A 23,558-nucleotide genomic window follows, 5' to 3' on the forward strand; every position below is an offset into this window, starting at 1 on the left:
TCAGTGCCCGGTTTGCGCATCCAGAATGCGCTGGCGCCAGCGGCGCTCGTCGCGGATCACCCAGTAGCCTGCAGCCAGCGACATGAGAGCCAGGGCATACCAGGTCAGGGCGTAGACCAGGTGGCTGTTGTGGAAGGCAATCACCGTCAGTCCGCCGACCGGTTTCTGTGCATCCGGCGCCACGGCGGCATTGGCTTGCGCGGAAGCCTTGTCGGCATCGACGAAGTAAGGGGCCACCTGCGCCAGCGGCAGGCCACGCGCTTGCGCAATTGCCTTCACATCGCGTGAATACCAGCGGTTCTGCGCGGCGTCATTGCTGCGCAGGAAGCCGCCGCCCTGCTCGCTCATGCGCAAGAGCCCGGTCACTTCGTTCATTTGTCCCGCAGGCGCATCGGTCAGCTGCATTTCCGCCAGCTTGAGCGGCGAGACCGCTACGAAACCGCGATTGATCAGCACCACGCTGCCATCGGCCATCTGCAAGGGGGTGAGCAGCCAGGCGCCGCTGCCCAGGTCGGTACTGGCCTGCACGGCGACTGTCTTGCTGTACAGATAGCGGCCCGCGAGAACCACGCGTTTGTACTCGTCGCGTTCGGCGTTCACGCTCGGCCACTCCTGCGGACCAGGCGGCGGCGCCGGTGCGGCGTGGACGCGGGCATCGACCTTGGCGATCAGGTCCAGCTTCCATTGCAGGCGATAGACCTGCCAGGTTCCCAGCGCAGCGAAGACCAGAAAGAAAAATCCCGCCAAAAGCGTCAGCAGCAGCAAGCTGGCCTTTGTGCGGGATACCGGGGCGGCTTGCACCGCCCCGCTTTCTTTGCCTTGCGTCACGCCATCGGTTGGCGTCGGGCTCATTTCGATTGGGCTGCGCCGTGCTGCATATCCTGCATGCCCGGCATACCTTGCATCGATTGCGGCACCGTTTCGGTGGGCATGTTTTCAGGCGACATGGTCGGCATCATGTTGTGGTTCAGGTGATACATGACCCACAGCGAACCGGACAGCGCGATGACCACGATGACGACGGTGAAGATCATCGCCAGCATGTTCCAGCCACCTTCGGACTTGCCGTTCATGTGCAGGAAGTACTTGATGTGTACCACGATCTGCACGGCCGCGAAGGCCAGCAGCACGATGCCCAGGGTCGACGAGCTGGAAATGGTCTTGTTCATCACCATCCAGAACGGGATCGCGGTCAGGATCACGGCCAGCACGAAGCCGGTGACGTAATCCTTCATCGTGCCGTGGGCGGCGTGGTCGCCATGACCGTGGCCGTGGCCATGGTCGTCATGCTGGCCCATCGGACGGGCCGGGTGTTCTTGGTGGCCGCGGCTCATGGCAGGACTCCCATCAGATAGACAAAGGTGAAGACGCCGATCCAGACCACGTCCAGGAAGTGCCAGAACATCGACAGGCACATCAGGCGGCGACCGTTGGCTTCGGTCAGGCCATGCTTGTTGATCTGGAACAGCAGCACGATCAGCCAGATGATGCCGAAGGTGACGTGCAGACCGTGGGTACCGACCAGCGCGAAGAACGAGGTCAGGAAGCCGCTGCGGGACGGGCCGGCGCCTTCGTGGATCAGGTGCAGGAACTCATACAGTTCGAAGTAGATGAAGCCCGCACCCAACAGACCCGTGATGACCAGCCAGATGATGGTGTTCTGCTGCTTCTTGGCCTGCATGGCCAGCATGGCGAAACCGTAGGTGATCGACGACAGCAGCAGCAGCGCAGTGTTGAGCGCCACCAGCGGCAGGTCGAACAGCTCGGCGCCGGTCGGACCGCCTGCATAGTTGCGGCCGAGCACGGCGTAGCACGCAAACAGGCAGGCGAAGATCAGGCAATCGCTCATCAGGTAGATCCAGAAGCCCAGCAGGGTGCCGTTCTCCGGATGATGATGGCGGACGAAGTAGCGCGAGCTTGGCGTCGCGTCGGCCGTGTGGTTGATTGCTTCAGACATGGCTATTCAACAGACGAGTGCGCTCTGCTTCGACACGGACGACTTCGTCGGCCGGGATGTAGTAGTCGCGGTTGTAATTAAAGGTGTGGATGATGGTGGCAGCGATCAGTGCAACGAAGATCGCCACGGCCGGCAGCCACATGTGCCAGATCAGGGTGAAACCGAGTACGGCCGACAGTGCAGCGATGATGAAGCCGGCACCGGTGTTCTTGGGCATGTGGATTTCCACGAAGTCACCCAGCGGACGCTGATACTGGTTCTTCTTCATGTCAGCCCAGGCGTCGTTGTCATGCACGACCGGGGTGAAGGCGAAGTTGTAGGCCGGCGGCGGCGACGAGGTCGACCATTCCAGGGTACGGCCATTCCACGGGTCACCGGTCACATCGGCCAGCTTCTTGCGGTCGCGGATGGAGACGGCGATCTGGATGATGAAGGAACCGATGCCCAGGGCGATCAGGCCGGCGCCCAGTGCAGCGACCACGAACCAGATCTGCAGCGACGGATCGTCGAAGTGGCTCATGCGGCGGGTCACACCCATCAGGCCCAGCACGTACAGCGGCATGAAGGCAAGGTAGAAGCCGACCAGCCAGAACCAGAACGAGCACTTGCCCCAGAACTCATTGAGCTTGAAGCCGAAGGCCTTCGGGAACCAGAAGTTGATGCCGGCAAACATGCCGAACACCACGCCACCGATGATGACGTTGTGGAAGTGGGCGATCAGGAACAGCGAGTTGTGCAGCACGAAGTCAGCCGGGGGAACGGCCAGCAGCACGCCGGTCATGCCGCCGATGACGAAGGTGACCATGAAACCAATGGTCCACAGCATCGGCACTTCGAAGCGGATACGGCCACGGTACATCGTGAAGAGCCAGTTGAAGATCTTGGCACCGGTCGGGATCGAGATGATCATCGTGGTGATGCCGAAGAACGAGTTCACGCTGGCGCCCGAACCCATGGTGAAGAAGTGGTGCAGCCACACCAGGTAGGACAGGATGGTGATGACCACCGTCGCATACACCATAGAGGTGTAGCCGAACAGGCGCTTGCCGCTGAAGGTCGAGACGATTTCCGAGAACACGCCGAAGGCCGGCAGGATCAGGATGTAGACCTCAGGGTGGCCCCAGATCCAGATCAGGTTCACGTACATCATGGCGTTGCCGCCCATGTCGTTGGTGAAAAAGTTGGTGCCGAAGACGCGGTCCAGGGACAGCATCGCCAGCACGGCGGTCAGCACCGGGAAGGCCGCCACGATCAGGACGTTGGTGCACAGCGAAGTCCAGGTGAAGACCGGCATCTTCATCATGTTCATGCCCGGGGCGCGCATCTTGACGATGGTCACCACCAGGTTGATGCCGGATAGCAGTGTCCCTACCCCGGCCACCTGCAAGGCCCAGATGTAGTAGTCCACCCCCACGTCGGGGCTGTAGAGGATGCCCGACAGCGGCGGGTACGCCAGCCAGCCGGTGCGGGCGAACTCGCCCACGAACAGCGAGGCCATCACCAGCATTGCGCCGAAGGTGGTCATCCAGAAGCTGAAGTTGTTCAGGAAGGGGAAGGCCACGTCACGCGCACCGATCTGCAGGGGCACGACGTAGTTCATCAGACCGGTCACCAGGGGCATGGCCACGAAGAAGATCATGATCACGCCGTGGGCGGTGAACACCTGGTCATAGTGGTGCGGAGGCAGGAAGCCGGCATTGTCGCCGAACGCGATGGCCTGCTGCGCACGCATCATCAGCGCGTCGGCAAAGCCACGCAGCAGCATGACGATGGCCAGCACGATGTACATGATGCCGATGCGCTTGTGATCGATACTGGTGAACCAGTCGCGCCACAGCATGCCCCACAGGCGATATTTGGTGAGCAGGCCCAGTACCACTATGCCGCCCAGCGCCACCATGGCGAAGGTACCAATCAGGATCGGCTCATGGTATGGAATCGCTTCCAGACTGAGACGGCCGAAGATCAGCTTTATCAGGTCAAAATTGTCAGACATCTTTACTTCCCGGGGAAAAAGGAAATGGGGGCGCAGCGGTATTCTGCTGCGCTGATACGGCTACCAGGCAAGGAAATCATTCGGCCTTTTGCTGGCCCGGTTTCACGTTCAGGTCGGTGGCCATCATCTTGTCCATGCAGACCGTGTTGGCAGCCACGCAGCGGTTCACGATGGCGTGGAACAGGTCGGGCTCGACACTGCCGATGAGGCGGGCAGGTTCACGTTCGCTCGGCTGTTCCAGTTTCATGTACTCGGCACGGTCCAGCTTGCCGGCCGACGCCTTGGCTTTCTGGACCCAGGCGTCGAAGCCGGCCTGATCCAGGCCGTGGAACTTGAAACGCATGTGCGAGAAGCCGGCACCGCTGTAGTTGGCCGAGAAACCGTCGTATTCACCGGCCTTGTTGATCACGGCGTGCAGTTTGGTTTCCATGCTCGGCATGGCGTAGATCTGACCTGCCAGTGCCGGGATGTAGAAGGAGTTCATCACGTTGGAGGCGGTGATCTTGAACTGGATCGGGGTATCCACCGGTGCGGCCAGCTCGTTGACGGTGGCGATGCCCTGCTCCGGATAGATGAACAGCCACTTCCAGTCCAGCGCCACGACTTCCACCACCAGCGGCTTGACCTGGGGCGACAACGGACGCTCGGCATCAATGCGCGAGAGCGGACGGTACGGGTCCAGGGTGTGGGTGGTGATCCAGGTCAGCAGGCCCAGGGCGATGATGATCAGCAGGGGCGCGCCCCAGATGACCAGCTCCAGGCGGGTCGAGTGATCCCAGTCCGGCTCGTAGGGAGCGGAAGTGTTGCTCTTGCGATAACGCCATGCAAACAGCAGCGTCAGGATGATCACCGGAACGATGATGAGCAGCATCAACGCAGTCGAGATGACGATCAGGCGTGCTTGCTGGTTAGCGATGTCGCCGGAAGGATTCATCACGACGGTGTTGCACCCAGCCAACAGAAGCGCAGGAAGCAGGAGCAATCCGCGACGGAGGATTTGAGAAACCATGAAGGAAAATTCCAGTCGTATGTATCAGAGCGTGGTAATGTAACGCCAATAAAGTGTGTTGGCGATTGGACGTTTTGTCCCACCCTGTCACTTGCCACCTGCCAGGTTGGGATTTGTAGCACGTACTGCGACTAAACCTCTAACAGTGGGAGACAAAGCCATGGCAAGCACCAGCATCCACAATGCTCAGGGTTCGGGTCAACTCCGGCCTCAAGCGAACAATCCTTCCACTTCCCACGAACACGGCACGATCGAACCCGGTGAGATCGCCGTCGGCGTGGTGATCGGACGAGCGTCCGAATACTTCGACTTCTTCGTTTATGCACTGGCTTCGGTGCTGGTGTTTCCGCAGGTCTTCTTCCCCAACGAGCCCAAACTGGAAGGCACGCTCTATTCCTTCGTGATCTTTTCCTTCGCCTTCCTGGCCCGCCCCATCGGGACCACGATCTTCATGGCGATTCAAAAACGCTTCGGACGAGAGGTGAAACTGACGCTGGCCCTGTTCATGCTCGGTTTTTCGACTGCGGGCATTGCCTTGTTGCCAACTTTTGAACACATTGGCATGTGGGCCATCATCTTGCTCTCGCTCTTGCGCGTTGGTCAAGGGGTGGCGTTGGGCGGTGCCTGGGACGGTCTGCCCTCGTTGCTGGCGATGAACGCGCCGCCGAACAAGCGTGGCTGGTATGCTGCGCTGGGCCAGTTGGGTGCCCCGCTGGGTTTCGTGGTGGCGGCCAGCCTGTTTGCCTACATGCTTTCCAGCCTGACCACCGCCGATTTCCTGGAATGGGGCTGGCGTTATCCCTTCTATGTGGCCTTTGCCATCAACGTGGTCGCATTGTTCTCGCGCCTGCGCCTGGTCTCGGCGCCGGAATACGCCAAGCTGCTCGATGAGCGTGAACTGGAACCGGCCGGCGTGGTTGAGCTCGCTACCACCCAGGGCCGCAACATCATCATTGGTGCCCTGGCTGCCCTGGCCAGCTATGCCCTGTTCCATCTGGTGACGGTGTTTCCGCTGTCCTGGATCAAGCTGTATTCGCTGCGGGAAGCGGTGGACTTTCTGGTGATCCAGATCTGGGGCGGCCTCATCATGGCGGTGGGCATTGTGGTCTCGGGCCTGATCGCCGACCGCTTCGGTCGCCGCAACACGCTGGGCTCGATGGCATTGCTGATCGCGATCCTGTCGGCCTTCGTGCCGACGCTGATGAATGGTGGCGAATCCGGCCAGAATGCCTTCATCCTGATCGGTTTCGCCCTGCTGGGCTTGTCCTACGGCCAGGCAGCCGGCGCCGTGACGGCCAACTTCAAGGCCCGCTATCGCTACACCGGCGCAGCCCTGACTTCCGATCTGGCCTGGCTGGTCGGCGCCGGTTTCGCACCACTGGTGGCACTGGGCTTGTCGGCGCACTTCGGCATGGCTTACGTGAGCTTCTATCTGCTGTCGGGCGCTGTAGGTTCGCTGGCAGCGTTGAGTCTGAACAGGGCGCTGGAGGCGCGGGATGACTGAACCGTACTGAGCAGCTCATCACTGCGGGCATGATGAAGGAAAAACCCGGAAGGAAACTTCCGGGTTTTTTATTGGGCGATTCACCAGCCTCCTGTCAGATCAGCAGATCCGGGTAGCGCGGCAGCAAGTTCTGATCCGTCAGCCTGACCTCGATGTCATGGGCGAGGCGTACGTGAGCGGGGTTATCGATGTCGAAGATCGTATCGGCGACGCTGATGATGATCGTGCCCATCAGTTGGCCGGCAGCGTCGTGCACAAGCTCCAGTCGGGCAGCTTCGGGAACTTGCCTGGTCGACAGTTGCCGGGGCAGGTAAAGCATCCAGCCGACTCCAGGCTTGTCTCGAAATACCGGGCGATACCGGGCAGGCTGGACAAACAGTACTTTAGGAGCAAAAAGCTGAACTGCCATTTCAATAGTTTCAACCACTGTAGCCACAGTCCAGACGGACATATCCTGCACGGACAGAGAGATAATTTCCGGTGCCCCATCAGCGTGATTAAACTGATATGCAATACTGGCACCACGCCCCACTTCCATTTCTCCATTCCAGAGCGTCACATGGCGGCAGGATGAAGCAGGCTCCCCTCGGTAGCGCTCGCGATGAACCGCACTCAGGGCCGAGGAAGCTTTTTCCCCATCGAACGCAGGATAACGGAAGGACCCCTCCATATCGCCTGTTGCCAATAACCAGTTCTGTGGTCGCAAATTCCCATCTTGTTCAGCCAAGTTCCGGACAAATTCATGGATTGTTCCCATTCGTTGCATCAGGTCCTGTGCAACGACAGGAGCAGGCAAGAATATTTGCATGTCAAAAGGTTTCATGATGCTTGATCTGGATTCAGGGAAGGTGAATGGTTTGAATGGTCGGAGAAATCTGGGCGATCAAGGGTGCCATGTATTGGAAAGACAAGGGCTCTTGGAAGTACCATCTCAATTGCACCGGCGGGCGAGGCAGCGCAACTTCGTGCTGTTTTCGAGCCTTCTCAACCATGTCGCTCATGATTTCGCGTTGGAAGTGGTACTTGAACTGATTCGGGGCGACAAAAAACTGGTCATATCCAGCCTTTGCATCCATCAACAAGCATTCGGTCGCCTTGAATCCATCAAACTCCCGGCCCTCGTACTTCCACTCCGTCAAAAACAGCGGCCCGGCACGCATGCCGGTAACGCGCGCCTGATAATCCATCCATGATTTGTGTTCCTTGAAATTCTTGGTGATCTCATGCCCCGCCAGCGGCGGACAATCCCGGCACTTCTCCCGCGCAGCCGCGTCCACCTCGGCCTTGGCCAGTGGTGAATTTTTGGTCTTATCTGCTTCTTCCCGTCGCTTCTCGATTCCCTCACCCGCCACCACGCCCCCCGCCCCGCCTGCGGCACGAGGCAACCAGCGTTGGATCACGGGCACGGCACGTTGCGCCGCGGCGCGCCCGACCTGAACTGCAAGACCAGCCATTATTGTTCCTCCTTCATGCGTTGTAATTCGTCGGCCAGAATGGCATCGAAGTCATCCAGCCGTTGCTCCGGCGTGGCACCTGGCCTGCTCAGGTAGTAGCGGATCAGTTCATCGCCGAACAAGCCAGGCGCCCCCGCTTCGAATGTCATCATGTAGAGTAGATGCGGCGTCGAGGTAAACCCGATTTCCCTACCACGTTCATAGGCAACACGCATGCGCTCGATCACTTCGGCACGACCGGGGTCGCTAAGCAGGTCTTCGTGGTCCGCGAGATATTGATCCGCTGCAGCCGAAATGAAGTGTTGAGTATCGCTATCCAGAAACTGCTGGTATTGCGCAGGGGTGAGTTCAATCATGATCGCGTCCGATATGAACAGGACGGCCGTCGAGCAGAAAATGCCATTCCCGGAGGGAGTCGAAGAAAACCAGGCGCTGAGCCTCATCGAGCCGCTGCGCCAGCGTCGCCAGTACGCGTGGATCCCAGAACCGGACCAGGGCCGAGCGGCCGTCAGGCAAGCGCATGTCCAGGCGCGCCTTCAAATGCGCGGCAAGTTCGGCAGTGCCAAGCGCGGCATAAATCCAGGAAACAGCCGGCTTGCATTGCTCCAATGCAAGCAAATCGCGGCAAAGCGCTTCGGATTGCAATTGCACCGCCAGCAACCACGGACCGTCCTCCTTCAAGGACTCTTCTTCGGTACCTGCGAACAAAGCCTGAGCACCCGGCTGCTCAGCCAGGCGCGCCGGCAAGTTCATCTCCGCGTACTGAAACCCATCGACCAGCACATGCAGGTGCTCGCCCGGCAAAGGCTTCGGCAGCGCCTTGATACGCCCATGCAGCAATGAAGCGCTCATGTCCGCACCATCAAGGTCTGGCCAGACCGCGCGGCGGCAGCCAGGCAAGGCAGGCAAATCGAGGAAGGCAAGGATGACGCGACTGCCGCCAGGGACTGGGCCGTAACGGCATCCTCGGCGGGCGCGGTCTGGCCAGCCGTTTGCCCCTCCGAATGCGTGGCCACCCCCTGACTCGCCATCAGCGTGGCCCCACAAGCCGTCCGGTCGCCGTCGCGCGCCGGTGCCTGGCCCATGGACTTCATGTCGCCCGCACCGGATGTGATCGGAAATGTCCCTTTGCACTTGGGACAGGTGGTCAGGTCGCCGACACGCGCGACGGCCTTGCCATGAACGAGAAAGGTCTGATCGCCGGAAATGACCGTGCCACCATGGCTGGTCTTGTCGCCGACAACGATGAAGGGACGCCCCATGCAGCTCTCCTTGCCAGCACTACCGCTGGAATTGATGAGCCGCTTCGAGTCGCTCGGCGGAGAATGACTCCCCGCCTCATTCAATCAACGAGCAATAATCGAAATCCTTTGAGCCTCAGTCAGGAGTGCCCGCATTGACCACCTCATGCACGAAGCGCAATTTTTCCAGTACCGGCGTGGACAAGGTGAAGGGATAGGAATCGGGCATACCGATGCTGCGATTCAGGCTGTTGAGCACATAGGTCAGCGCAAACCACTCGCGGGCCAGCTCATCGAAGGAGCCAGCCGCTACCGGCGGCGCCGTGATGACCAGCTTCTGCTCGCCTTCGTGACGTGGCCGCAATTGCACGCCGCAAGCGTAGGCCGTCTCCAGCGTATCAAACATATGAAGATAATGCGCCCAGGTCTCCGCCCAGTCTTCCCAGGGGTGGCTGCTGGCATAGGCGCTGACGAAGTTTTCTTCCCAATCGGGACGTGGGCCGTTTTGGTAGTGAGTCTTCAACGCCTCGCCATAATCCTGGCGCTCGTCGCCGAATTTGGCGCGGAAAGGCTCCAGCCATGCTGTCGGGGCCACCAGGCGATCAAAATAATAGTGGCCGCTCTCATGCCGGAAATGTCCCAGCAGCGTGCGATACGGCTCGGCCATCTGCTCGCGCGCCTGTTCGCGGTAGGCGGGATCGGCTTCGGCGATGTTGATGGTGATGACGCCATCGGCGTGCCCGGTCAGCACCCGCTCGCCATGCGGCAGGTCCTGCAGGAATTCGAAGGCCAGGCCGGCTTCTTCATCCTCCATCTTTGGTACCGGCTGCAATTGCAAGGTCCAGAGAGAATGCAGCAGGCGTCGCTTGGCCGTCTCCAGTCGGCTCCACAACACGCGGTTGTTGCCTTCGTCGAGATTGGGAATGACGCGGGTCAGGCGGCAGGAAGCGCACAGCTCGTGCGGTTCGCGCTCATCGAGCATCCAGTTGCAGATGTTCTCGCGCCAGTAGTTGAGACACTGCTTGAAGACCCTGCCCTCGTTGTCCGGCCTGACGCTGCGCCAGCGGCCCGGACCCGCTTCGGGCTCGGCATCTTGTGGCGGCGCCACTTCCGGAACCAGTAGCGAAAAGCTGCCAATGGCTTGCAACTCGGGCTGATAACCCAGCATCCAGCCGCAATTTCCGCACACGGTGTTTTCGAAGAAAACTTGCAGGCCGCAGTTGTCGCAGTGAAAGGTTTTCATGGCTCCCCCTTTGTTTATCGTCATGGCCGGCGAACCATTGTCGCCGGCATCTGGCATTGGAAGGGGAAAACCTCAATACGTTCCTGCACTTGATGGCGCAGGAAAATGAAGCCCGGCGCAGGCTCGCAGCGCCAGGCGAGCGCAATCAGCCGATCACGCGCAGAGAGAAATCGGTCGCCTGGATATCCTTGGTCAGGCTGCCGATGGAGATCCTGTCCACGCCAGTCTCGGCAATGGCGCGCACGGTCTGCATGTTGATGCCGCCGGAGGCCTCCAGCAGCGCCCGACCGGCATTGACGGTGACGGCCTCGCGCATCATCTCCAGCGAGAAGTTGTCCAGCAGGATGGACTCGGCCCCCGCCTGCAAGGCTTCGTCGAGCTCGGCAATGCTCTCCACCTCGACCTGGATGCTCACGCCGGCGTTGAGCTTCAACGCGGCCGCTACGGCAGCGGTGATGCCACCGGCTGCGGCGATGTGGTTTTCCTTGATGAGGATGCCGTCATACAGCGCCAGGCGCTGATTTTCTCCACCGCCGACGCGGACCGCGTACTTCTGTGCCAGGCGCAGCCCGGGCAAGGTCTTGCGGGTATCGAGGATGGCCGCCCGGGTGCCCTGCACCACCTCCACGTAGCGCCGGGTTGCCGTGGCCACACCGGAAAGCAGTTGCAGGAAATTGAGCGCGCCACGTTCGGCCGTCAGCAAGGCGCGCGCCGGCCCTTCTATGCGGCACACTTCGCTGTCGGCGGCCATCAGCTCGCCTTCAGCATAGGCCCAACCCACCTGCAGACGCGGATCGAGCCGGGTCATGACGGCTTCGAACCAGGGTGCGCCGCATAGCACCGCGGCTTCGCGCACGATCACGCGGGCTTTCACGAATTCGTTTTCGGGCACCAGCAAGCCGGTGTAATCGCAATCACCCACATCTTCGGCGATGGCCTGGTTGACATTGGCATCGAAGGCCGCATGCAGCGCGGCATCGAAAGGCCCGAAGGGATTGCGCAGGTTGCTGGCCGCAATCGTCGAGGCAGTCTTGAGAGCGTGGAGAGTCATGCGGGGCCGATTCCTGCAAACAGTTGCTGTTCGTCTTCAAGGCGCGCCGAGGGGCGAACCTTGGCCTTGCGCCGGGCAGCGAAGTCCAGCATGCGGTCGATGCAGAGCACGGCTTTTTTACCTACTGCAGGATCGACATGGATCTCGTTGGCACCGGTCTCCAGCACGTGCAGCAGATTCTGCAAGCCGTTCATGGCCATCCACGGGCAATGCGCGCAGCTCTTGCAGGTAGCGCTGTTGCCCGCCGTCGGGGCATCGATGAAACGCTTGCCGGGCGCCGCCAGGCGCATCTTGTGCAGGATGCCGTTGTCGGTGGCGACGATGAAGGCCGGCGCCTCGGAGGACTGCACGGCGGCGATCAGCTGGGAGGTCGAGCCAATCACGTCGGCCTGCGCCACCACGGCTTCGGGCGATTCCGGGTGCACCAGCACCAGGGCATCCGGATGCTCGGCGCGCATCAGTTCCAGCTCCACGCCCTTGAATTCGTCATGCACCAGGCAGGAACCCTGCCACAGCAGCATGTCGGCGCCGGTCTGTTTCTGGATGTAGCTGCCCAGGTGCTTGTCCGGTGCCCACAGGATCTTCTTGCCCTGCGCATGCAGGTGCTGGACGATTTCCAGGCCGATGCCGGAGGTCACCATCCAGTCGGCGCGCGCCTTCACCGCTGCGCTGGTGTTGGCGTAGACCACCACGGTGCGGTCCGGATGCTGGTCGCAGAAAGCGGCGAATTCATCCGCCGGGCAACCCAGATCCAGTGAACAGGTCGCGTCCAGGTCGGGCATGAGGATGCGCTTTTCGGGGCTCAGGATCTTGGCCGTCTCGCCCATGAAGCGCACTCCGGCCACCACCAGGGTCCGGGCGGCGTGGTCACGGCCGAAACGCGCCATTTCCAGCGAATCGGAGACGCAGCCGCCGGTTTCCTCGGCCAGGTCCTGCAGGTCACCATCGACGTAGTAGTGCGCCACCAGCACCGCCTGCTTCTCCTTGAGCAGCTGGCGGATGCGCGCCTTCAATTGCGCGCGTTCCTCGGGGCTGGGCGTGGCCGGTACCTTGGCCCACGCATTGGCGGTACAACTGCCGCCGGTCTCCATTTGCGGTCGCTCGAACTCGACGACCTTGGTTGCTGTTGCTTGCATGGCGGTCAACAATACGGTGCTGATGCGGTTGGGGAAATTATTCGATACCCTGGCTGGCCAGGTAGTCTTCGTAGCTGCCCTGGAAGTCGATCACCTGCCCATCCTTGACTTCAAGGATGCGCGTGGCCAGCGAGGACACGAATTCACGGTCGTGCGAGACGAAGATGAGCGTGCCGGCGTACTTTTCCAGCGCGATGTTGAGCGACTCGATGGATTCCATGTCCATGTGGTTGGTCGGTTCATCCATCAGCAACACGTTGTGGCGACCCAGCATCAGCTTGCCGTACATCATGCGGCCCTTCTCGCCACCGGAGAGCACCTTCACCGACTTCTTCACGTCGTCGCCCGAGAACAGCAGACGGCCCAGGATACCGCGCACGGCCTGGTCATCGTCGCCTTCCTGGGTCCACTTGCCCATCCAGTCGGTCAGGGTCTCGCCACCGGCGAATTCCTCGGTCGGATCCTGCGGCATGTAGCCGACATTGGCGTTCTCGGCCCACTTCACCTCACCCGAATCCGGATGCAGGCCGGTAACGTCGCCGCCGATGCTGCGCAGCAGGGTGGTTTTACCCGCGCCGTTGGCACCGATGATGGCGATCTTCTCGCCGGCTTCAACCATGATGCTGAAGTTCTTGAAGATGTCACGATCATAGGTCTTGGTGATGCTCTGGGTTTCCACGGCCAGGCGGTGCAGCTTCTTCTCGCCCTCGAAGCGCACGAACGGGTTCACGCGGGAAGACGGCTTGATGTCCTCCACCTTGATCTTGTCGATCTGCTTGGCGCGCGAGGTCGCCTGGCGGGCCTTGGACTTGTTGGCCGAGAAGCGGCGCACGAAGTCCTGCAGTTCGGCCACCTTTTCCTTGGCCTTGGCATTGGCGGCCAGTTGCTGGGCGCGCGCTTGCGAAGACGCCAGCATGTAGTCGTCGTAATTGCCCGGATAGATCTTCAGGGTGCCGTAATCCATGTCGGCCATGTGGGTGCACACTTGGTTGAGGAAGTGGCGATCGTGGGAAATGATGATCATGGTGGAATTGCGCTCGTTGAGCACTTCTTCCAGCCAGCGGATGGTGTTGATGTCCAGGTTGTTGGTCGGTTCGTCCAGCAGCAGGATGTCCGGGTTGGAGAACAGGGCCTGCGCCAGCAAGACGCGCAGCTTCCAGCCGGGCGCGACATTGCTCATCGGGCCATTGTGCTGTTCGATGGGCACGCCCACACCCAGCAGCAGCTCGCCGGCACGTGCTTCGGCGGTGTAGCCGTCGTATTCGGCGAACTTGGCTTCCAGATCGGCAGCCTTCATGTAGTCGTCGTCGGTGGCATCCGGATTGGCGTAGATGGCATCGCGCTCCGACATGGCGGCCCACATCTCGACGTGGCCCATCATGACCACGTCCAGCACGCGCATTTCTTCATACGCAAACTGGTCCTGGCGCAATTTGCCCAGGCGCTCGTTCACGTCCAGGCTGACGTTGCCGGCCGACGGCTCCAGGTCGCCGCCCAGAATCTTCATGAAGGTGGATTTGCCGCAGCCATTGGCGCCGATCAGGCCGTAGCGATTGCCATCGCCGAACTTGACGGAAATGTTCTCGAACAACGGCTTGGCGCCGAACTGCATGGTGATGTTTGCGGTGGATAGCACTGCGAAAACCTTTTCAAAAATGTAACTTGCGTGCGCCGACCAAAGCCAAAGGGGCGGCGCGCGAAACCGGGCATTTTACCACTGCAAGCCCGTGGCGGCTTGCGTTGCGGGCCGGGGTAGCGGCCAAAACTTGCTGAAATGCCATGTTTCTGCGCTTGCCGACCGGCACCGACTTACAATTGCCGGGGATTTTTTGCCCGTCACGGGCGCTCTGATCCACTTTGCCACTCTGGAAACAGCAAGCATGAAGCAAGCCCTCATTTCCGCAGCCGCCGTCCTGGCCTTGTCTACGCTGGTCTTTGCGCCGGTATCGGCGCACGCTGCCGATACCGGCTACAACATCTGGACCAGCGAATACACCGTCTCCAGGCAGCAGCTGCAAAGCGCCATTGCGCCGCAATTTCCGCGCAAGCTGCGCTACATGGACATCTTCGATGTCACCCTGAGCAACCCGCGCCTGGGCATGTTGCCGGCACAAAATCGCATGGAGACCGTGGTCGACGCCCAGATCGCCAATCCCCTGCTGCTGCAGCGCCCGGTCAACGCGGTGCTGACCCTGAGCAGCGCCTTCAAGTACGATCCGTCCACACGCACGCTGCGTCTGGACGGCCCGAAGGTGGACAAGGTCGACAGCACTGACTTGCCTCCGCAATATGCGCAGCAGTTGACGGCCCTGGGCAATGCCGCCGCCGACCAGTTCCTGCGCGATTACGCCCTCTACACCTTCAAGCCGGAACAGTTGCAGATGAACGGCAAGACCTTCGAGCCGGGCAAGATCACCGTCGAACAGGACGCGGTCAAGGTCGACATCAAGGAAAAGTGAGCTTTTCTTCCGTCGCGCCGAAGGCTGCCCGCGCGTCCGCCGGGCACCTCAACGGCGGGCCAGCGTCGGATAATCCGACAAGGTCAAGGTGAAGCCTTCTGCACCGCGGGCATCCAGTACCGCATGCGCGCCCAGCGGCAGCGTCACCAGGTCGCGCACATGACCGAACGGCAGGCCGGTCACGATGGGAGTGGCGATGCGCCCGCGCAGGTAGGCCAGCATTTCGCCGAAATCGTAGCCGTTGTCGATCTCGGCGAGCCGGTAGGCGGAGAAATCACCCAGCAGGATGGCCTTCTGCCGACCGAGCACGCCGGCCTGCTCCAGCTGCAGGATCATGCGCTCCACCCGGAAAGGATGTTCGTTCACATCCTCAAGGAACAGAATTCCACCCTCGAGGGACGGGAACTGCGGATGACCCACCATATGCGCCACCATTGCCAGATTGCCGCCCCACAGCTTGCCCGCGCACTGCACGACCGGGCTCAAGAGATCCGTACGGCGATCACCATTGGGTGCCCGGTCCGCACCGTCCTGCCCGTCATAGTTGCGCACCACGACTTGCGCTGAGCTCAGCGTACGCCACAGCGTCGCCAGCGCGCCCCAGTTGGGCGACTCCGCACCGAAGTCCCCGCACAGCATCGGCCCCTGGAAACCGGCGTGACCGGATTGCGCCAACAGGCAACACTGCAGGGCCGTGAAATCGCTATAGCCCACCAGCAGCTTGCCGCTGGCCGCCAGCGCGCCAATATCCAGCGCCGGCAGGATACGGCTCATGCCATAGGAGCCGCGCAGGCCCAGGATGATGTCGATGTCCGGATCGGCCGCCGCCTCCATCAGTTGCGCAGCACGCCGTTCATCGCTGGCGCCGAAGCGCTGGTAACGCCGGGCGTGGTCGTAGAAGTTGCGTACCCGGCAGCCCAGCGACTCCAGCAAGGCCACGCCACGCTGTACGCCGGTCGGATCAAGCCCGGCATGACCGCAGGGGGCGACGACGGCCACCCCGGTGCCCGGTGGCACCAGTTCTTCCAGCAATTCGCGACCAGCAGAGGCAGTCTTCATGCGTGTTCACCTGATGTGGGGGCATCGCCTTGCGCGGCGGCTTCCTGCAGCCGTTGCTGCTTCACCTGTTCGCGTCGCATGGCGAAGAATTCTTTCAATAACTGACCGCATTGCTCGGCCATCACGCCGCCCAGCAGCTCGGTATGATGGTTCAGCTTCTCCTGTTCGAACAGGTTCACCACCGAACCGCAGGCGCCGGTCTTGGGATCGGCCGCACCATAGACCACGCGGGCCAGACGCGCGTGCATCATGGCGCCGGAACACATCACGCAGGGCTCCAGCGTCACGTAGAGTTCACAGCCAGGCAGACGATAATTGCCCAGCTTTTCGGCTGCGCGACGCAGCGCCATGATCTCGGCATGCGCGGTCGGATCGTGCTTGCCGATGGGCTGGTTGAAGCCGCTGGCGATGACCATCCCGTCCTTGACCACCACCGCACCCACCGGCACCTCGCCCAGCGCCCAGGCATGGTTGGCCTGGTCGAGCGCAGCGCGCATGTGGCGCAGGTCGGCCTCCGTGATGACCGCTGGCAAGGGGCTGCTGGCGCCGTCCATCAATCCGCCGTGATCTCGGCCCAGCAATTGGGCGTTTCGTGCAGCACCAGTTTTTGCAGATGCAGGCCGGTGCCGTAGCGGTCCTTGTAGGCCGCCTTGAGGATGGCGAAGGCTTCGCGGGCCAGGTTTTCCACCGTCGGGATGCTGCCGATGATGACCGTCTTGTGGCCCGGCAGGCTGGCCAGGAAGTCGCGCACCGGCGCGTCCTTTTCATGGACCAGGAAGGCATGGTCCCAGACGTCGACCAGATGCTCCTTGGCCAGAGCCTTGATGTCGGAAAAATCCATGATCATGCCATTGTCGGAATTGCCCTCGATGTCGATGACCGCGCCGGTCAGGGTGATTTCCAGCGTATAGCGGTGGCCATGCAGGTTGCGGCACTGGCTCTTGTGGTCCGGAATGCGGTGGCCGGCGTCGAATTCGAGTTTGCGGGTAATAGTCAGCATGAATGTTTCTTCGAGGATGCCGGCCGCACAAGCCGTGCAGCGGGCGGGGTAAAGCCATTGTAATCATGCGGCGCGCAGCCGCATGAAGAAAAAAGCAAAAAATCGCTCAGGGAATATTGAGCAGCTTGTGGGTCTGGATGCTCAGCTTCCACTTCGGGTTGTTCTTGACCATCTCGATGGCCAGGCGGGTATTGGCCGCCGCCTGCGGGCCATCCATGGGTTGCAGCAGGAAATGCCGGAAGTCCAGTTGTTCATACTCGTCCAGCGGCTGTCCGGCTTGCGGCACCACCACCTTCAGTTCGCTGCCCTGCCTGACCTTCAATTCCGCGCCCATCTTCGGACTGACGCAGATCCAGTCCACCCCCGGTGGTACCTCGATGGTGCCATTGGTCTCGATGGCGATCTCGAAGCCGACCGCGTGCATGGCCTCGATCAGGGCCGCATCCAGTTGCAGCAGCGGCTCGCCCCCGGTGAAGACGACGTATTTGCTGGCGGCATGGCGGACCGGCCAGAAGCTGTTGATCCGGTCGGCCAGTTCGCTGGCCGACTTGAACTTGCCGCCATTCTCGCCATCGGTGCCGACGAAATCGGTGTCGCAGAACTGGCAGATGGCGCGGGCGCGATCTTCCTCGCGACCGGTCCACAGGTTGCAGCCGGAAAAACGGCAGAACACCGCCGGACGACCGGCATGCGCCCCCTCGCCTTGCAAGGTATAGAAGATTTCTTTGATACTGTAAGTCACGATAGGAAAGACGAAAGGCAGGCGCGGGGCCGCACGGGGATGAATGTACACGACACGGCCAGGGCATCATCAAATAGGACCGTCCTGCATCGGCAGGCGTGACCAAGTGACTGGTACTGATATAGCAGCCCATTTTCCGCGTCAGGGGCGTCATTATAGCGGTTCCCCGGACCGATTCAGCGCCTTGATCCTCATCGACCACGCGTCTGCTGCTGTTACACTGCTGAGCTCATCGTCGACCCTTTACCGCCACGCCTGCCGATCATGTCCGCCACACCCGCCATCACCCAGTTTCGCCTTGCCGCGCCCACGCCCGAATACGACCATCCCCGCGAAGACCGCCGACTGGAGGGCAATCCCCTGCGCACCACGTGGAATTACTTCACCAGCGCCAGCGGCCAGATGAACGCCGGCGTCTGGGCCTGCGAAAAAGGCAGCTGGCGTATCGCCTTCGCCCCCGACAAGGATGAATATTTCTGCGTGCTGGAGGGCCGCTGCCGCGTCATCGATGAGCAAGGCAAGGTTGCCGAGGCGGGCCCGGGGGATGCCATGGTGATCCCGGCCGGCTTCAAGGGTGTCTTTGAGGTGGTCGAGCCGGTCCGCAAGCATTACGTCATCGTCGAACGCGCCGCTGGCTGACGCCGTCCGACCACTGCCCAGCGCTCCCATGCCAGCCCCGTCGCCCAGTCCGGACCAGCTATTGGCTGGCGCCCTGCAGCACTACAATGCCGGGCATTTCGCGCAAGCCGAGCAGGCCAGCCATGCCGTGCTGGCGCTGGCCCCCCAACATCCTGCGGCGCATCAGTTGCTGGCCATGCTGGCGCTGAACCGTCAAGCGCTGGCACAGGCGCGCCAACATATCCTGCTGAGCCTGGCGCCGCGCCCGCAGCATGTACCCTCGTTGCTCATCGCCGGGAGAATTGCGCTGGCCAACGCCGATCCGGAAGGCGCCGTAGCTTGTTTCGAGGCGGCGGCGCACCATCAGCCCGATCTGAGCCAGGCCCATTTCCATCTCGGCACCAGCCTGTCGGCCCTGGGCCGTCATGCGCAAGCGGCCACGGCCCTGCGCCAGGCCGTGGCGCTGGCACCGCAGGCGATGGAAGCCGTCCTCAACCTGGGCAGTGCGCTGCGCGAACTGGGAGACCTGGCCGCCGCGCGCACCGCCTTCACCCAAGCGTGCCGCCTGCGCGCGGACCTGGCCGAACCCTGGTTCAACCTGGGACTGACCCTGCAGGATCTGCAGGAGACGGCCGCCGCCGTCGAGGCCTTCGCCCGGGCGCTGCAATTGCGCCCCGACTATGCCGATGCCGCCCTCAACCTGGGCGTGGCCCTGCAGGAAGTCCATCGCATGGACGAGGCCCTGCAAGCCTTCCGCACGGCGCTCAGGCTGCAACCGCAATGGTTCGGACGCATCGCCCACGCCCTCACGGCCGGCACCAGCGGCCGCCTCTGGCTGCACATGCGTGACCTGGAAGCGGCCTTGCGGGCATGATTACCGCCACACCATGTCGGTAACAAGCAACGTACCGTTGCCGATGAGCTGCAAAATTGCTACTATCGCCGCCAAGGAGATGGCATTCCTCCTCCAACCGCCACCAACTTCATGTTGGGGCTGATGATGCCTACAGTGACCTGGCAATCCGGGGCTGTAGGCGTTCGCCTTTCTGCTTCGCGCGCTCCACGCTCCGTGTGCCAGGATGTTCATTCAGCACTCTGGTTACATGAAAAATCAAAATATCCCCGAACAGCTGCACCTGCTGCCTTACATTCTCAAATGGTGTCTGATTGCCTGCCTGATCGCGGTACTGGCCGGATCGGCCTCGGCCTTCTTCCTCTTCGCGCTGGACTATGCCACCCAATGGCGGGAAGCCCATCCATGGATCATCTGGCTGCTGCCGCTGGGCGGCTTTGCCGTGGGCTGGCTGTATCTGCATACCGGCAAGCCGGTGGAAGCTGGCAACAACCTGCTCATCGATGAGATCCACGATCCGCGCAAGGTGATCCCGCTGCGGATGGCGCCGCTGGTGCTGTTTGGCACCGTGATGTCGCATCTTTTCGGCGCCTCGGTGGGCCGCGAGGGGACGGCCGTACAGATGGGGGGGGCGCTGGCCGACCAGCTCACGCACCTGCTGCGCCTGCGCACCCAGGACCGGCGCATTCTCTTGATGGCCGGCATCAGCGCCGGCTTTGCCTCGGTGTTTGGCACCCCCATGGCAGGCGCGCTCTTCGGGCTGGAAGTGCTGGCCATCGGCCGCATGCGCTATGACGCCATCCTGCCCTGCTTCGTCGCCGCCATCGCGGCCGACCAGGTCGGCCTGGCCTGGGGGGTGCATCATACGCACTACCTCATGAGCGGCAGTGCGCCTGTCGCGCTCTGGAGCGTGGCAGCGGTGATCGCAGCGGGCGTGGTCTTCGGGCTGGCGGGGATGGTGTTTGCCAACAGCACACACCGCCTGTCGGCCTTCATGAAGCGTCATGTCAGCTATGCGCCGCTGCGGCCTTTCATCGGCGGCGCGGTGGTCGCGGTGGCGGTCTGGGCGATCGGCACACATCGTTATATTGGTCTGGGTATCCCGGTGATCGTGGAAGCCTTCCAGCATCCGCTGGCCCCTTGGGACTTTCTGGGCAAGCTGGTCTTTACGGTGACCTCGCTGGGCAGCGGCTTCAAGGGTGGCGAAGTCACACCACTCTTCTACATCGGCGCGACCTTGGGCAATGCCATGGCGCCGCTGCTGCATCTGCCGTTCTCGATGCTGGCGGGAATCGGTTTCGTGGCGGTCTTTGCGGGTGCGGCCAACACGCCGATTGCCTCCACCATCATGGCCATCGAACTGTTCGGTCCGGAGATTGGACCGTTTGCGGCGCTGGCTTGCGTGGTGGCTTACCTGTTTTCAGGGCATACCGGGATCTATCATGCCCAGCGGGTGGGACAAGGCAAGTATCTGCGGCTGCCGGAGGGCTTGAAGATCGGGGAGATCGGGGCTTATCGGGCGCGCCGCCGCGCGGAGAGCGAGCAGGAGAGCGTTGCCGAGCAGTGAGCCTGGACCAGGACCGACATCCGGTCTTGTGAGAGAGGATGTCGGCGCCAGAACTGTACAGTAAAGTGTACTGGGACTGTAATGGCCCCGGCCATGATCCGTACTGCTGATCGAAGCTGATGTGTACGGACGGTGTCAGGGCAAGTGCCGACTTTCCGTGCGTTCCCTTTCAGAAGTGCAACTGTTCCAGGCTGCAAATCTCGTCAAACAATGGTCCGCATTATTTGATCAAGACTTTTCCGTCATGCCGGAAGATTAAAAACATTCACCCGCATGCTTGCATCGAACGCGCGATAATCCTTGCTCCCGATATGCCCAGACGGCCCGCCAAAGCCGCACCGCCCGCAGCCAGCTGACCAGGAGACCCCATGCCAGTCGTCGCACCATCCTTCGCCCGCACCGTCCGTCATCCCGGCACGCCCGACCCGCAGCGCATCGTCGCGCTGGCGGGTCCGGCGATGCAGCTTGATTTCACCCTCGAAGCCGGCCTCAACCTGCGGGACGCCATCTGCATTCCCCTGGCGCGCGCAGGCCTGGAGGGCGGCACCGTGCGCTTTGCCAACCTGCCGATTGCCGCCCTGCACTTCCTCATGCCCGCGCTGGCGGTAGATGACCAGCATGCCGCCTTCTACAGTGCACCGCATGCCATGGAGGAAGGCACGCTCATCGAATATGCCTGCGCCACCGTGGGCCGCAAGGACGGCGAACCCTTCGTGCATTGTCACGCCGTCTGGCGCGGCCGCAACGGCCAGCGCCAGGGCGGGCATCTGATGATGGAAAGGACCATGGTCGCGACCAGTACACCGGCGCAAGCCTGGGGACTGCACGACGCCACCATGGCGACCCGTTACGACCCTGAAACCAATTTCACCCTGTTCTACCCCACCCGCCTCAGCGACCGGCCCACTGCGAGCAGCGGCAAACGCGTCGTGCTGGCGCGCATCCGCCCGGACCAGGACCTGACCATCGCCGTCGAACGCGCCTGTGCAGCACATGGCATCGACCATGCCATCGTGCGCGGCAGCGTGGGCAGCATCATCGGCGCCGAATTCGCGGATGGACGGGTATTGGAGGACCGCGCCACCGAAATCCTGATTCGCTCGGGCGAAGTTCGCGAGGGCCGCGGGCAGCTGGACATCGGGCTCATCAATCCGCAAGGCGAGGTCTGCGAGGGTGTGCTCGCACGCGGTCGCAATCCGGTCCTGATCTGCTTCGAATTGGTGCTGGAAGAAAAATGAAGCCGGCCCCTTGCGGCAGGGAGCCGGCTTGATCGCCCGCCAGGCAAGGCTTAGACGCCCACCAGCTTCTTGAAGGTCGGCAATACTGCCTCCCCCTTGAAGGGCTTGACGATCCAGCCCTTGATGCCGGCCGCCTTGCCGCGCTCCTTCATGATGGGCGAATTCTCGGTGGTCAGCATGATGATGTTCACGCTGGCATTGCCCAGTTCGCTGCGGATCTTCTCGGCCATGGTCAGCCCATCCATGTTGGGCATGTTCACGTCGGAGACTACCAGCTTGATGGCCGGGTCGCCCTTGAGCTTGGCCAGGCCATCGCGGCCGTCCACGGCCAGGGCGACGTCCAGGCCATTCTTCTTGAGGAAGTCACCGACTTCGGCGCGCACGGTGCTCGAATCGTCCACTACCAGGATTTGTGCCATCTTGAATGCTCTCTTTGCTTTGGGGGGGGAAGGTAAATCAGTGCCGGGCAGCCCGGTTTCAGAACAGTTCCAGTTCGCCGGATTCGAACAGTTCCTCGACAGAGGTCTGGTTCTCGGTGAAATCCTCCGGCGACCAAGACAGGTTGAAGATGAAGCGCTGCAACAGCACCAGCGGTGCACCGTCATCACGGCGCAGCAGATACTTGAAGCACAGCTGCGCATCCTCGGAACCGAAGGAAATGTAGCGATGCTGATGATTGATGATGATCGGTACCTGGCTCAATTGATGGACGGGCGGGGCCTGGTTGATGAAGCGGTTCTTGAACCAGCCCCAGATCAGATTGGTCAGTTCGCCCAGCGCATTGTTGAGATGGCGGAAATCACCCGACTCCTCCGGGGCCAGTGCCTGCAGCGTCTTCTGTTCGGCCTGCAGCATCATGTAGCCACGGCACCAGCTGCTCTCCAGCGGAATGAGCGTGAACACTTCGCCGAAGATGATGCGGTCGCGTACCAGGTAAGGCTGTTCGATCTCCACCTGCTTGCCGGGGAACTGGCTCTCCAGCACCATGCGACTGATCTCGGCAATGCCCCGCACCAGCGCATTGGGATAGCGTTGGCTGAAGATGGACGAGGCCACCGCCGGTGCCAGCGCATCGATATCCTCGATGCGGTAGACGGCACTGAAGAGTTCGCTGTCGCGTTCGGACAATTCACTATCCACGCTCTCGCGGCGACGGCGCAGGAAGATCGGCAGTTCCGGACGTACCTCGCGAATGCGACGGGCCAGGCCCGACACCGTGCCGCCCAGTCCGGCCAGACTTTCCGAGAGCATGATGCCGCCCAGATCGACGTTGCTGCGCAGGACCGCCATCACGTGTTCCTCATGGGCCTTCAGGCCCACCAGATTGTGGCGATCACAAAAGGATTTGATGGTGTCGTAGCAATCGGCGTCACGATCGAGCACCAGAATCTTGCTGGTGACGGCGTCGTCAAGGCTGGCAGTGGTTTCCAT

At 61.7% G+C, this 23,558-nt stretch carries 26 protein-coding genes and 1 riboswitch; of the genes, 6 read left to right on the forward strand and 20 right to left on the reverse strand.

The window, feature by feature from the left end:
* The 5 genes from GWL_RS09115 to cyoA form a co-directional block, all read right to left on the reverse strand.
* Positions 1 to 852, reverse strand: coding sequence for an SURF1 family protein (locus GWL_RS09115; RefSeq protein ID WP_008329100.1), 852 nt, complete (start codon positions 850 to 852; stop codon positions 1 to 3).
* Entirely contained in the window at positions 849 to 1,334 is a 486-nt protein-coding gene (cyoD, locus tag GWL_RS09120; RefSeq protein WP_034350358.1) for a cytochrome o ubiquinol oxidase subunit IV, read from the reverse strand. The genes GWL_RS09115 and cyoD overlap by 4 nt, the downstream gene beginning before the upstream one ends.
* Positions 1,331 to 1,957, reverse strand: coding sequence for a cytochrome o ubiquinol oxidase subunit III (cyoC, locus tag GWL_RS09125; protein ID WP_008329102.1), 627 nt, complete (start codon positions 1,955 to 1,957; stop codon positions 1,331 to 1,333). Before cyoC ends, cyoD begins: the two co-directional genes overlap by 4 nt.
* Entirely contained in the window at positions 1,950 to 3,953 is a 2,004-nt protein-coding gene (gene cyoB / locus GWL_RS09130) for a cytochrome o ubiquinol oxidase subunit I (protein WP_008329103.1), read from the reverse strand. Before cyoB ends, cyoC begins: the two co-directional genes overlap by 8 nt.
* A gap of 76 nt (positions 3,954 to 4,029) precedes the next feature.
* Positions 4,030 to 4,962 carry a ubiquinol oxidase subunit II gene (cyoA, locus tag GWL_RS09135; RefSeq protein WP_034350360.1) on the reverse strand — a complete coding sequence of 311 codons (933 nt, stop codon included), beginning with the start codon at positions 4,960 to 4,962 and terminating at the stop codon, positions 4,030 to 4,032.
* Between the two features lie 160 nt (positions 4,963 to 5,122).
* Between cyoA and GWL_RS09140 the strand changes: the two genes are divergently transcribed.
* Positions 5,123 to 6,466: an MFS transporter gene (locus tag GWL_RS09140; RefSeq protein WP_008329105.1), complete on the forward strand. Its 1,344-nt coding sequence runs from the start codon at positions 5,123 to 5,125 to the stop codon at positions 6,464 to 6,466.
* 94 nt (positions 6,467 to 6,560) lie between these two features.
* Here the strand turns inward: GWL_RS09140 and GWL_RS09145 are convergent, their stop codons facing one another.
* From GWL_RS09145 to GWL_RS09185, 9 genes are all read right to left on the reverse strand, one after another.
* Positions 6,561 to 7,289, reverse strand: coding sequence for an Imm52 family immunity protein (locus tag GWL_RS09145; RefSeq protein ID WP_034350361.1), 729 nt, complete (start codon positions 7,287 to 7,289; stop codon positions 6,561 to 6,563).
* 16 nt (positions 7,290 to 7,305) lie between these two features.
* Positions 7,306 to 7,920, reverse strand: coding sequence for a Tox-REase-5 domain-containing protein (locus GWL_RS09150; RefSeq protein ID WP_034350362.1), 615 nt, complete (start codon positions 7,918 to 7,920; stop codon positions 7,306 to 7,308).
* Complete coding sequence (locus GWL_RS09155) at positions 7,920 to 8,276, reverse strand: hypothetical protein (RefSeq protein ID WP_008329108.1); 357 nt, start codon at positions 8,274 to 8,276, stop codon at positions 7,920 to 7,922. The genes GWL_RS09150 and GWL_RS09155 overlap by 1 nt, the downstream gene beginning before the upstream one ends.
* Positions 8,269 to 8,772, reverse strand: coding sequence for a DUF4123 domain-containing protein (locus GWL_RS09160; protein ID WP_008329109.1), 504 nt, complete (start codon positions 8,770 to 8,772; stop codon positions 8,269 to 8,271). Before GWL_RS09160 ends, GWL_RS09155 begins: the two co-directional genes overlap by 8 nt.
* Complete coding sequence (locus GWL_RS09165; RefSeq protein WP_008329110.1) at positions 8,769 to 9,182, reverse strand: PAAR domain-containing protein; 414 nt, start codon at positions 9,180 to 9,182, stop codon at positions 8,769 to 8,771. Before GWL_RS09165 ends, GWL_RS09160 begins: the two co-directional genes overlap by 4 nt.
* A gap of 115 nt (positions 9,183 to 9,297) precedes the next feature.
* Positions 9,298 to 10,404: a putative zinc-binding metallopeptidase gene (locus GWL_RS09170; RefSeq protein WP_034350364.1), complete on the reverse strand. Its 1,107-nt coding sequence runs from the start codon at positions 10,402 to 10,404 to the stop codon at positions 9,298 to 9,300.
* Between the two features lie 145 nt (positions 10,405 to 10,549).
* Positions 10,550 to 11,455, reverse strand: a complete 906-nt coding sequence (gene nadC / locus GWL_RS09175; protein WP_008329115.1) for a carboxylating nicotinate-nucleotide diphosphorylase — start codon at positions 11,453 to 11,455, stop codon at positions 10,550 to 10,552.
* Positions 11,452 to 12,591: a quinolinate synthase NadA gene (gene nadA / locus GWL_RS09180; protein ID WP_008329117.1), complete on the reverse strand. Its 1,140-nt coding sequence runs from the start codon at positions 12,589 to 12,591 to the stop codon at positions 11,452 to 11,454. The genes nadC and nadA overlap by 4 nt, the downstream gene beginning before the upstream one ends.
* A 37-nt stretch (positions 12,592 to 12,628) precedes the next feature.
* Complete coding sequence (locus GWL_RS09185; protein ID WP_017451103.1) at positions 12,629 to 14,227, reverse strand: ABC-F family ATPase; 1,599 nt, start codon at positions 14,225 to 14,227, stop codon at positions 12,629 to 12,631.
* A gap of 244 nt (positions 14,228 to 14,471) precedes the next feature.
* On the opposite strand from GWL_RS09185, the gene GWL_RS09190 reads away from it, so the two are divergent.
* The gene (locus GWL_RS09190; RefSeq protein WP_008329119.1) at positions 14,472 to 15,050 is read left to right on the forward strand and encodes a DUF1439 domain-containing protein; all 579 of its coding nucleotides are present in this window, start codon (positions 14,472 to 14,474) and stop codon (positions 15,048 to 15,050) included.
* 48 nt (positions 15,051 to 15,098) lie between these two features.
* Here GWL_RS09190 and ldcA read toward each other — a convergent pair whose 3' ends face one another.
* The 4 genes from ldcA to queE form a co-directional block, all read right to left on the reverse strand.
* Positions 15,099 to 16,109: a muramoyltetrapeptide carboxypeptidase gene (ldcA, locus tag GWL_RS09195; protein WP_008329120.1), complete on the reverse strand. Its 1,011-nt coding sequence runs from the start codon at positions 16,107 to 16,109 to the stop codon at positions 15,099 to 15,101.
* The gene (gene tadA / locus GWL_RS09200; RefSeq protein WP_008329121.1) at positions 16,106 to 16,663 is read right to left on the reverse strand and encodes a tRNA adenosine(34) deaminase TadA; all 558 of its coding nucleotides are present in this window, start codon (positions 16,661 to 16,663) and stop codon (positions 16,106 to 16,108) included. The genes ldcA and tadA overlap by 4 nt, the downstream gene beginning before the upstream one ends.
* Positions 16,663 to 17,109, reverse strand: coding sequence for a 6-carboxytetrahydropterin synthase QueD (queD, locus tag GWL_RS09205; protein ID WP_008329122.1), 447 nt, complete (start codon positions 17,107 to 17,109; stop codon positions 16,663 to 16,665). The genes tadA and queD overlap by 1 nt, the downstream gene beginning before the upstream one ends.
* 106 nt (positions 17,110 to 17,215) lie before the next feature.
* A complete protein-coding gene (gene queE / locus GWL_RS09210; RefSeq protein WP_034350637.1) occupies positions 17,216 to 17,851 on the reverse strand; it encodes a 7-carboxy-7-deazaguanine synthase in 636 nt (211 codons plus the stop codon).
* Between the two features lie 264 nt (positions 17,852 to 18,115).
* Between queE and GWL_RS09215 the strand changes: the two genes are divergently transcribed.
* From GWL_RS09215 to GWL_RS09230, 4 genes are all read left to right on the forward strand, one after another.
* Positions 18,116 to 18,490, forward strand: coding sequence for a cupin domain-containing protein (locus GWL_RS09215; protein ID WP_008329124.1), 375 nt, complete (start codon positions 18,116 to 18,118; stop codon positions 18,488 to 18,490).
* A gap of 28 nt (positions 18,491 to 18,518) precedes the next feature.
* The gene (locus GWL_RS09220) at positions 18,519 to 19,343 is read left to right on the forward strand and encodes a tetratricopeptide repeat protein (protein ID WP_081486055.1); all 825 of its coding nucleotides are present in this window, start codon (positions 18,519 to 18,521) and stop codon (positions 19,341 to 19,343) included.
* 66 nt (positions 19,344 to 19,409) lie between these two features.
* Positions 19,410 to 19,483: riboswitch (Fluoride riboswitch) on the forward strand.
* An 89-nt stretch (positions 19,484 to 19,572) separates the two neighbouring features.
* Positions 19,573 to 20,889 carry a voltage-gated chloride channel family protein gene (locus tag GWL_RS09225; protein ID WP_034350366.1) on the forward strand — a complete coding sequence of 439 codons (1,317 nt, stop codon included), beginning with the start codon at positions 19,573 to 19,575 and terminating at the stop codon, positions 20,887 to 20,889.
* Positions 20,890 to 21,257: 368 nt separating this feature from the next.
* Positions 21,258 to 22,127: a PCC domain-containing protein gene (locus GWL_RS09230; protein ID WP_008329131.1), complete on the forward strand. Its 870-nt coding sequence runs from the start codon at positions 21,258 to 21,260 to the stop codon at positions 22,125 to 22,127.
* A gap of 50 nt (positions 22,128 to 22,177) precedes the next feature.
* Here GWL_RS09230 and GWL_RS09235 read toward each other — a convergent pair whose 3' ends face one another.
* Positions 22,178 to 22,546, reverse strand: a complete 369-nt coding sequence (locus GWL_RS09235; protein ID WP_008329138.1) for a response regulator — start codon at positions 22,544 to 22,546, stop codon at positions 22,178 to 22,180.
* Positions 22,547 to 22,604: 58 nt separating this feature from the next.
* A complete protein-coding gene (locus tag GWL_RS09240; RefSeq protein ID WP_008329140.1) occupies positions 22,605 to 23,558 on the reverse strand; it encodes a chemotaxis protein CheX in 954 nt (317 codons plus the stop codon).

The organism is Herbaspirillum sp. GW103, from assembly GCF_000261365.1.
Classification (GTDB): Bacteria; Pseudomonadota; Gammaproteobacteria; order Burkholderiales; family Burkholderiaceae_D; genus Herbaspirillum.

What these genes read in the sequence shown, in the direction of transcription:
- ldcA (WP_008329120.1), bottom strand. Translation starts at nt 16,109, where the DNA reads ATGAAGACTGCCTCTGCTGGTCGCGAATTGCTGGAAGAACTGGTGCCA.
- nadC (WP_008329115.1), bottom strand. Translation starts at nt 11,455, where the DNA reads ATGACTCTCCACGCTCTCAAGACTGCCTCGACGATTGCGGCCAGCAAC.
- cyoD (WP_034350358.1), bottom strand. Translation starts at nt 1,334, where the DNA reads ATGAGCCGCGGCCACCAAGAACACCCGGCCCGTCCGATGGGCCAGCAT.
- GWL_RS09235 (WP_008329138.1), bottom strand. Translation starts at nt 22,546, where the DNA reads ATGGCACAAATCCTGGTAGTGGACGATTCGAGCACCGTGCGCGCCGAA.
- cyoB (WP_008329103.1), bottom strand. Translation starts at nt 3,953, where the DNA reads ATGTCTGACAATTTTGACCTGATAAAGCTGATCTTCGGCCGTCTCAGT.
- GWL_RS09115 (WP_008329100.1), bottom strand. Translation starts at nt 852, where the DNA reads ATGAGCCCGACGCCAACCGATGGCGTGACGCAAGGCAAAGAAAGCGGG.
- GWL_RS09220 (WP_081486055.1), top strand. Translation starts at nt 18,519, where the DNA reads ATGCCAGCCCCGTCGCCCAGTCCGGACCAGCTATTGGCTGGCGCCCTG.
- GWL_RS09215 (WP_008329124.1), top strand. Translation starts at nt 18,116, where the DNA reads ATGTCCGCCACACCCGCCATCACCCAGTTTCGCCTTGCCGCGCCCACG.
- tadA (WP_008329121.1), bottom strand. Translation starts at nt 16,663, where the DNA reads ATGGACGGCGCCAGCAGCCCCTTGCCAGCGGTCATCACGGAGGCCGAC.
- cyoA (WP_034350360.1), bottom strand. Translation starts at nt 4,962, where the DNA reads ATGGTTTCTCAAATCCTCCGTCGCGGATTGCTCCTGCTTCCTGCGCTT.
- GWL_RS09155 (WP_008329108.1), bottom strand. Translation starts at nt 8,276, where the DNA reads ATGATTGAACTCACCCCTGCGCAATACCAGCAGTTTCTGGATAGCGAT.
- nadA (WP_008329117.1), bottom strand. Translation starts at nt 12,591, where the DNA reads ATGCAAGCAACAGCAACCAAGGTCGTCGAGTTCGAGCGACCGCAAATG.
- GWL_RS09160 (WP_008329109.1), bottom strand. Translation starts at nt 8,772, where the DNA reads ATGAGCGCTTCATTGCTGCATGGGCGTATCAAGGCGCTGCCGAAGCCT.
- GWL_RS09170 (WP_034350364.1), bottom strand. Translation starts at nt 10,404, where the DNA reads ATGAAAACCTTTCACTGCGACAACTGCGGCCTGCAAGTTTTCTTCGAA.
- GWL_RS09150 (WP_034350362.1), bottom strand. Translation starts at nt 7,920, where the DNA reads ATGGCTGGTCTTGCAGTTCAGGTCGGGCGCGCCGCGGCGCAACGTGCC.
- queD (WP_008329122.1), bottom strand. Translation starts at nt 17,109, where the DNA reads ATGCTGACTATTACCCGCAAACTCGAATTCGACGCCGGCCACCGCATT.
- GWL_RS09165 (WP_008329110.1), bottom strand. Translation starts at nt 9,182, where the DNA reads ATGGGGCGTCCCTTCATCGTTGTCGGCGACAAGACCAGCCATGGTGGC.
- GWL_RS09225 (WP_034350366.1), top strand. Translation starts at nt 19,573, where the DNA reads ATGAAAAATCAAAATATCCCCGAACAGCTGCACCTGCTGCCTTACATT.
- GWL_RS09190 (WP_008329119.1), top strand. Translation starts at nt 14,472, where the DNA reads ATGAAGCAAGCCCTCATTTCCGCAGCCGCCGTCCTGGCCTTGTCTACG.
- cyoC (WP_008329102.1), bottom strand. Translation starts at nt 1,957, where the DNA reads ATGTCTGAAGCAATCAACCACACGGCCGACGCGACGCCAAGCTCGCGC.
- GWL_RS09145 (WP_034350361.1), bottom strand. Translation starts at nt 7,289, where the DNA reads ATGAAACCTTTTGACATGCAAATATTCTTGCCTGCTCCTGTCGTTGCA.
- GWL_RS09240 (WP_008329140.1), bottom strand. Translation starts at nt 23,558, where the DNA reads ATGGAAACCACTGCCAGCCTTGACGACGCCGTCACCAGCAAGATTCTG.
- GWL_RS09230 (WP_008329131.1), top strand. Translation starts at nt 21,258, where the DNA reads ATGCCAGTCGTCGCACCATCCTTCGCCCGCACCGTCCGTCATCCCGGC.
- GWL_RS09140 (WP_008329105.1), top strand. Translation starts at nt 5,123, where the DNA reads ATGGCAAGCACCAGCATCCACAATGCTCAGGGTTCGGGTCAACTCCGG.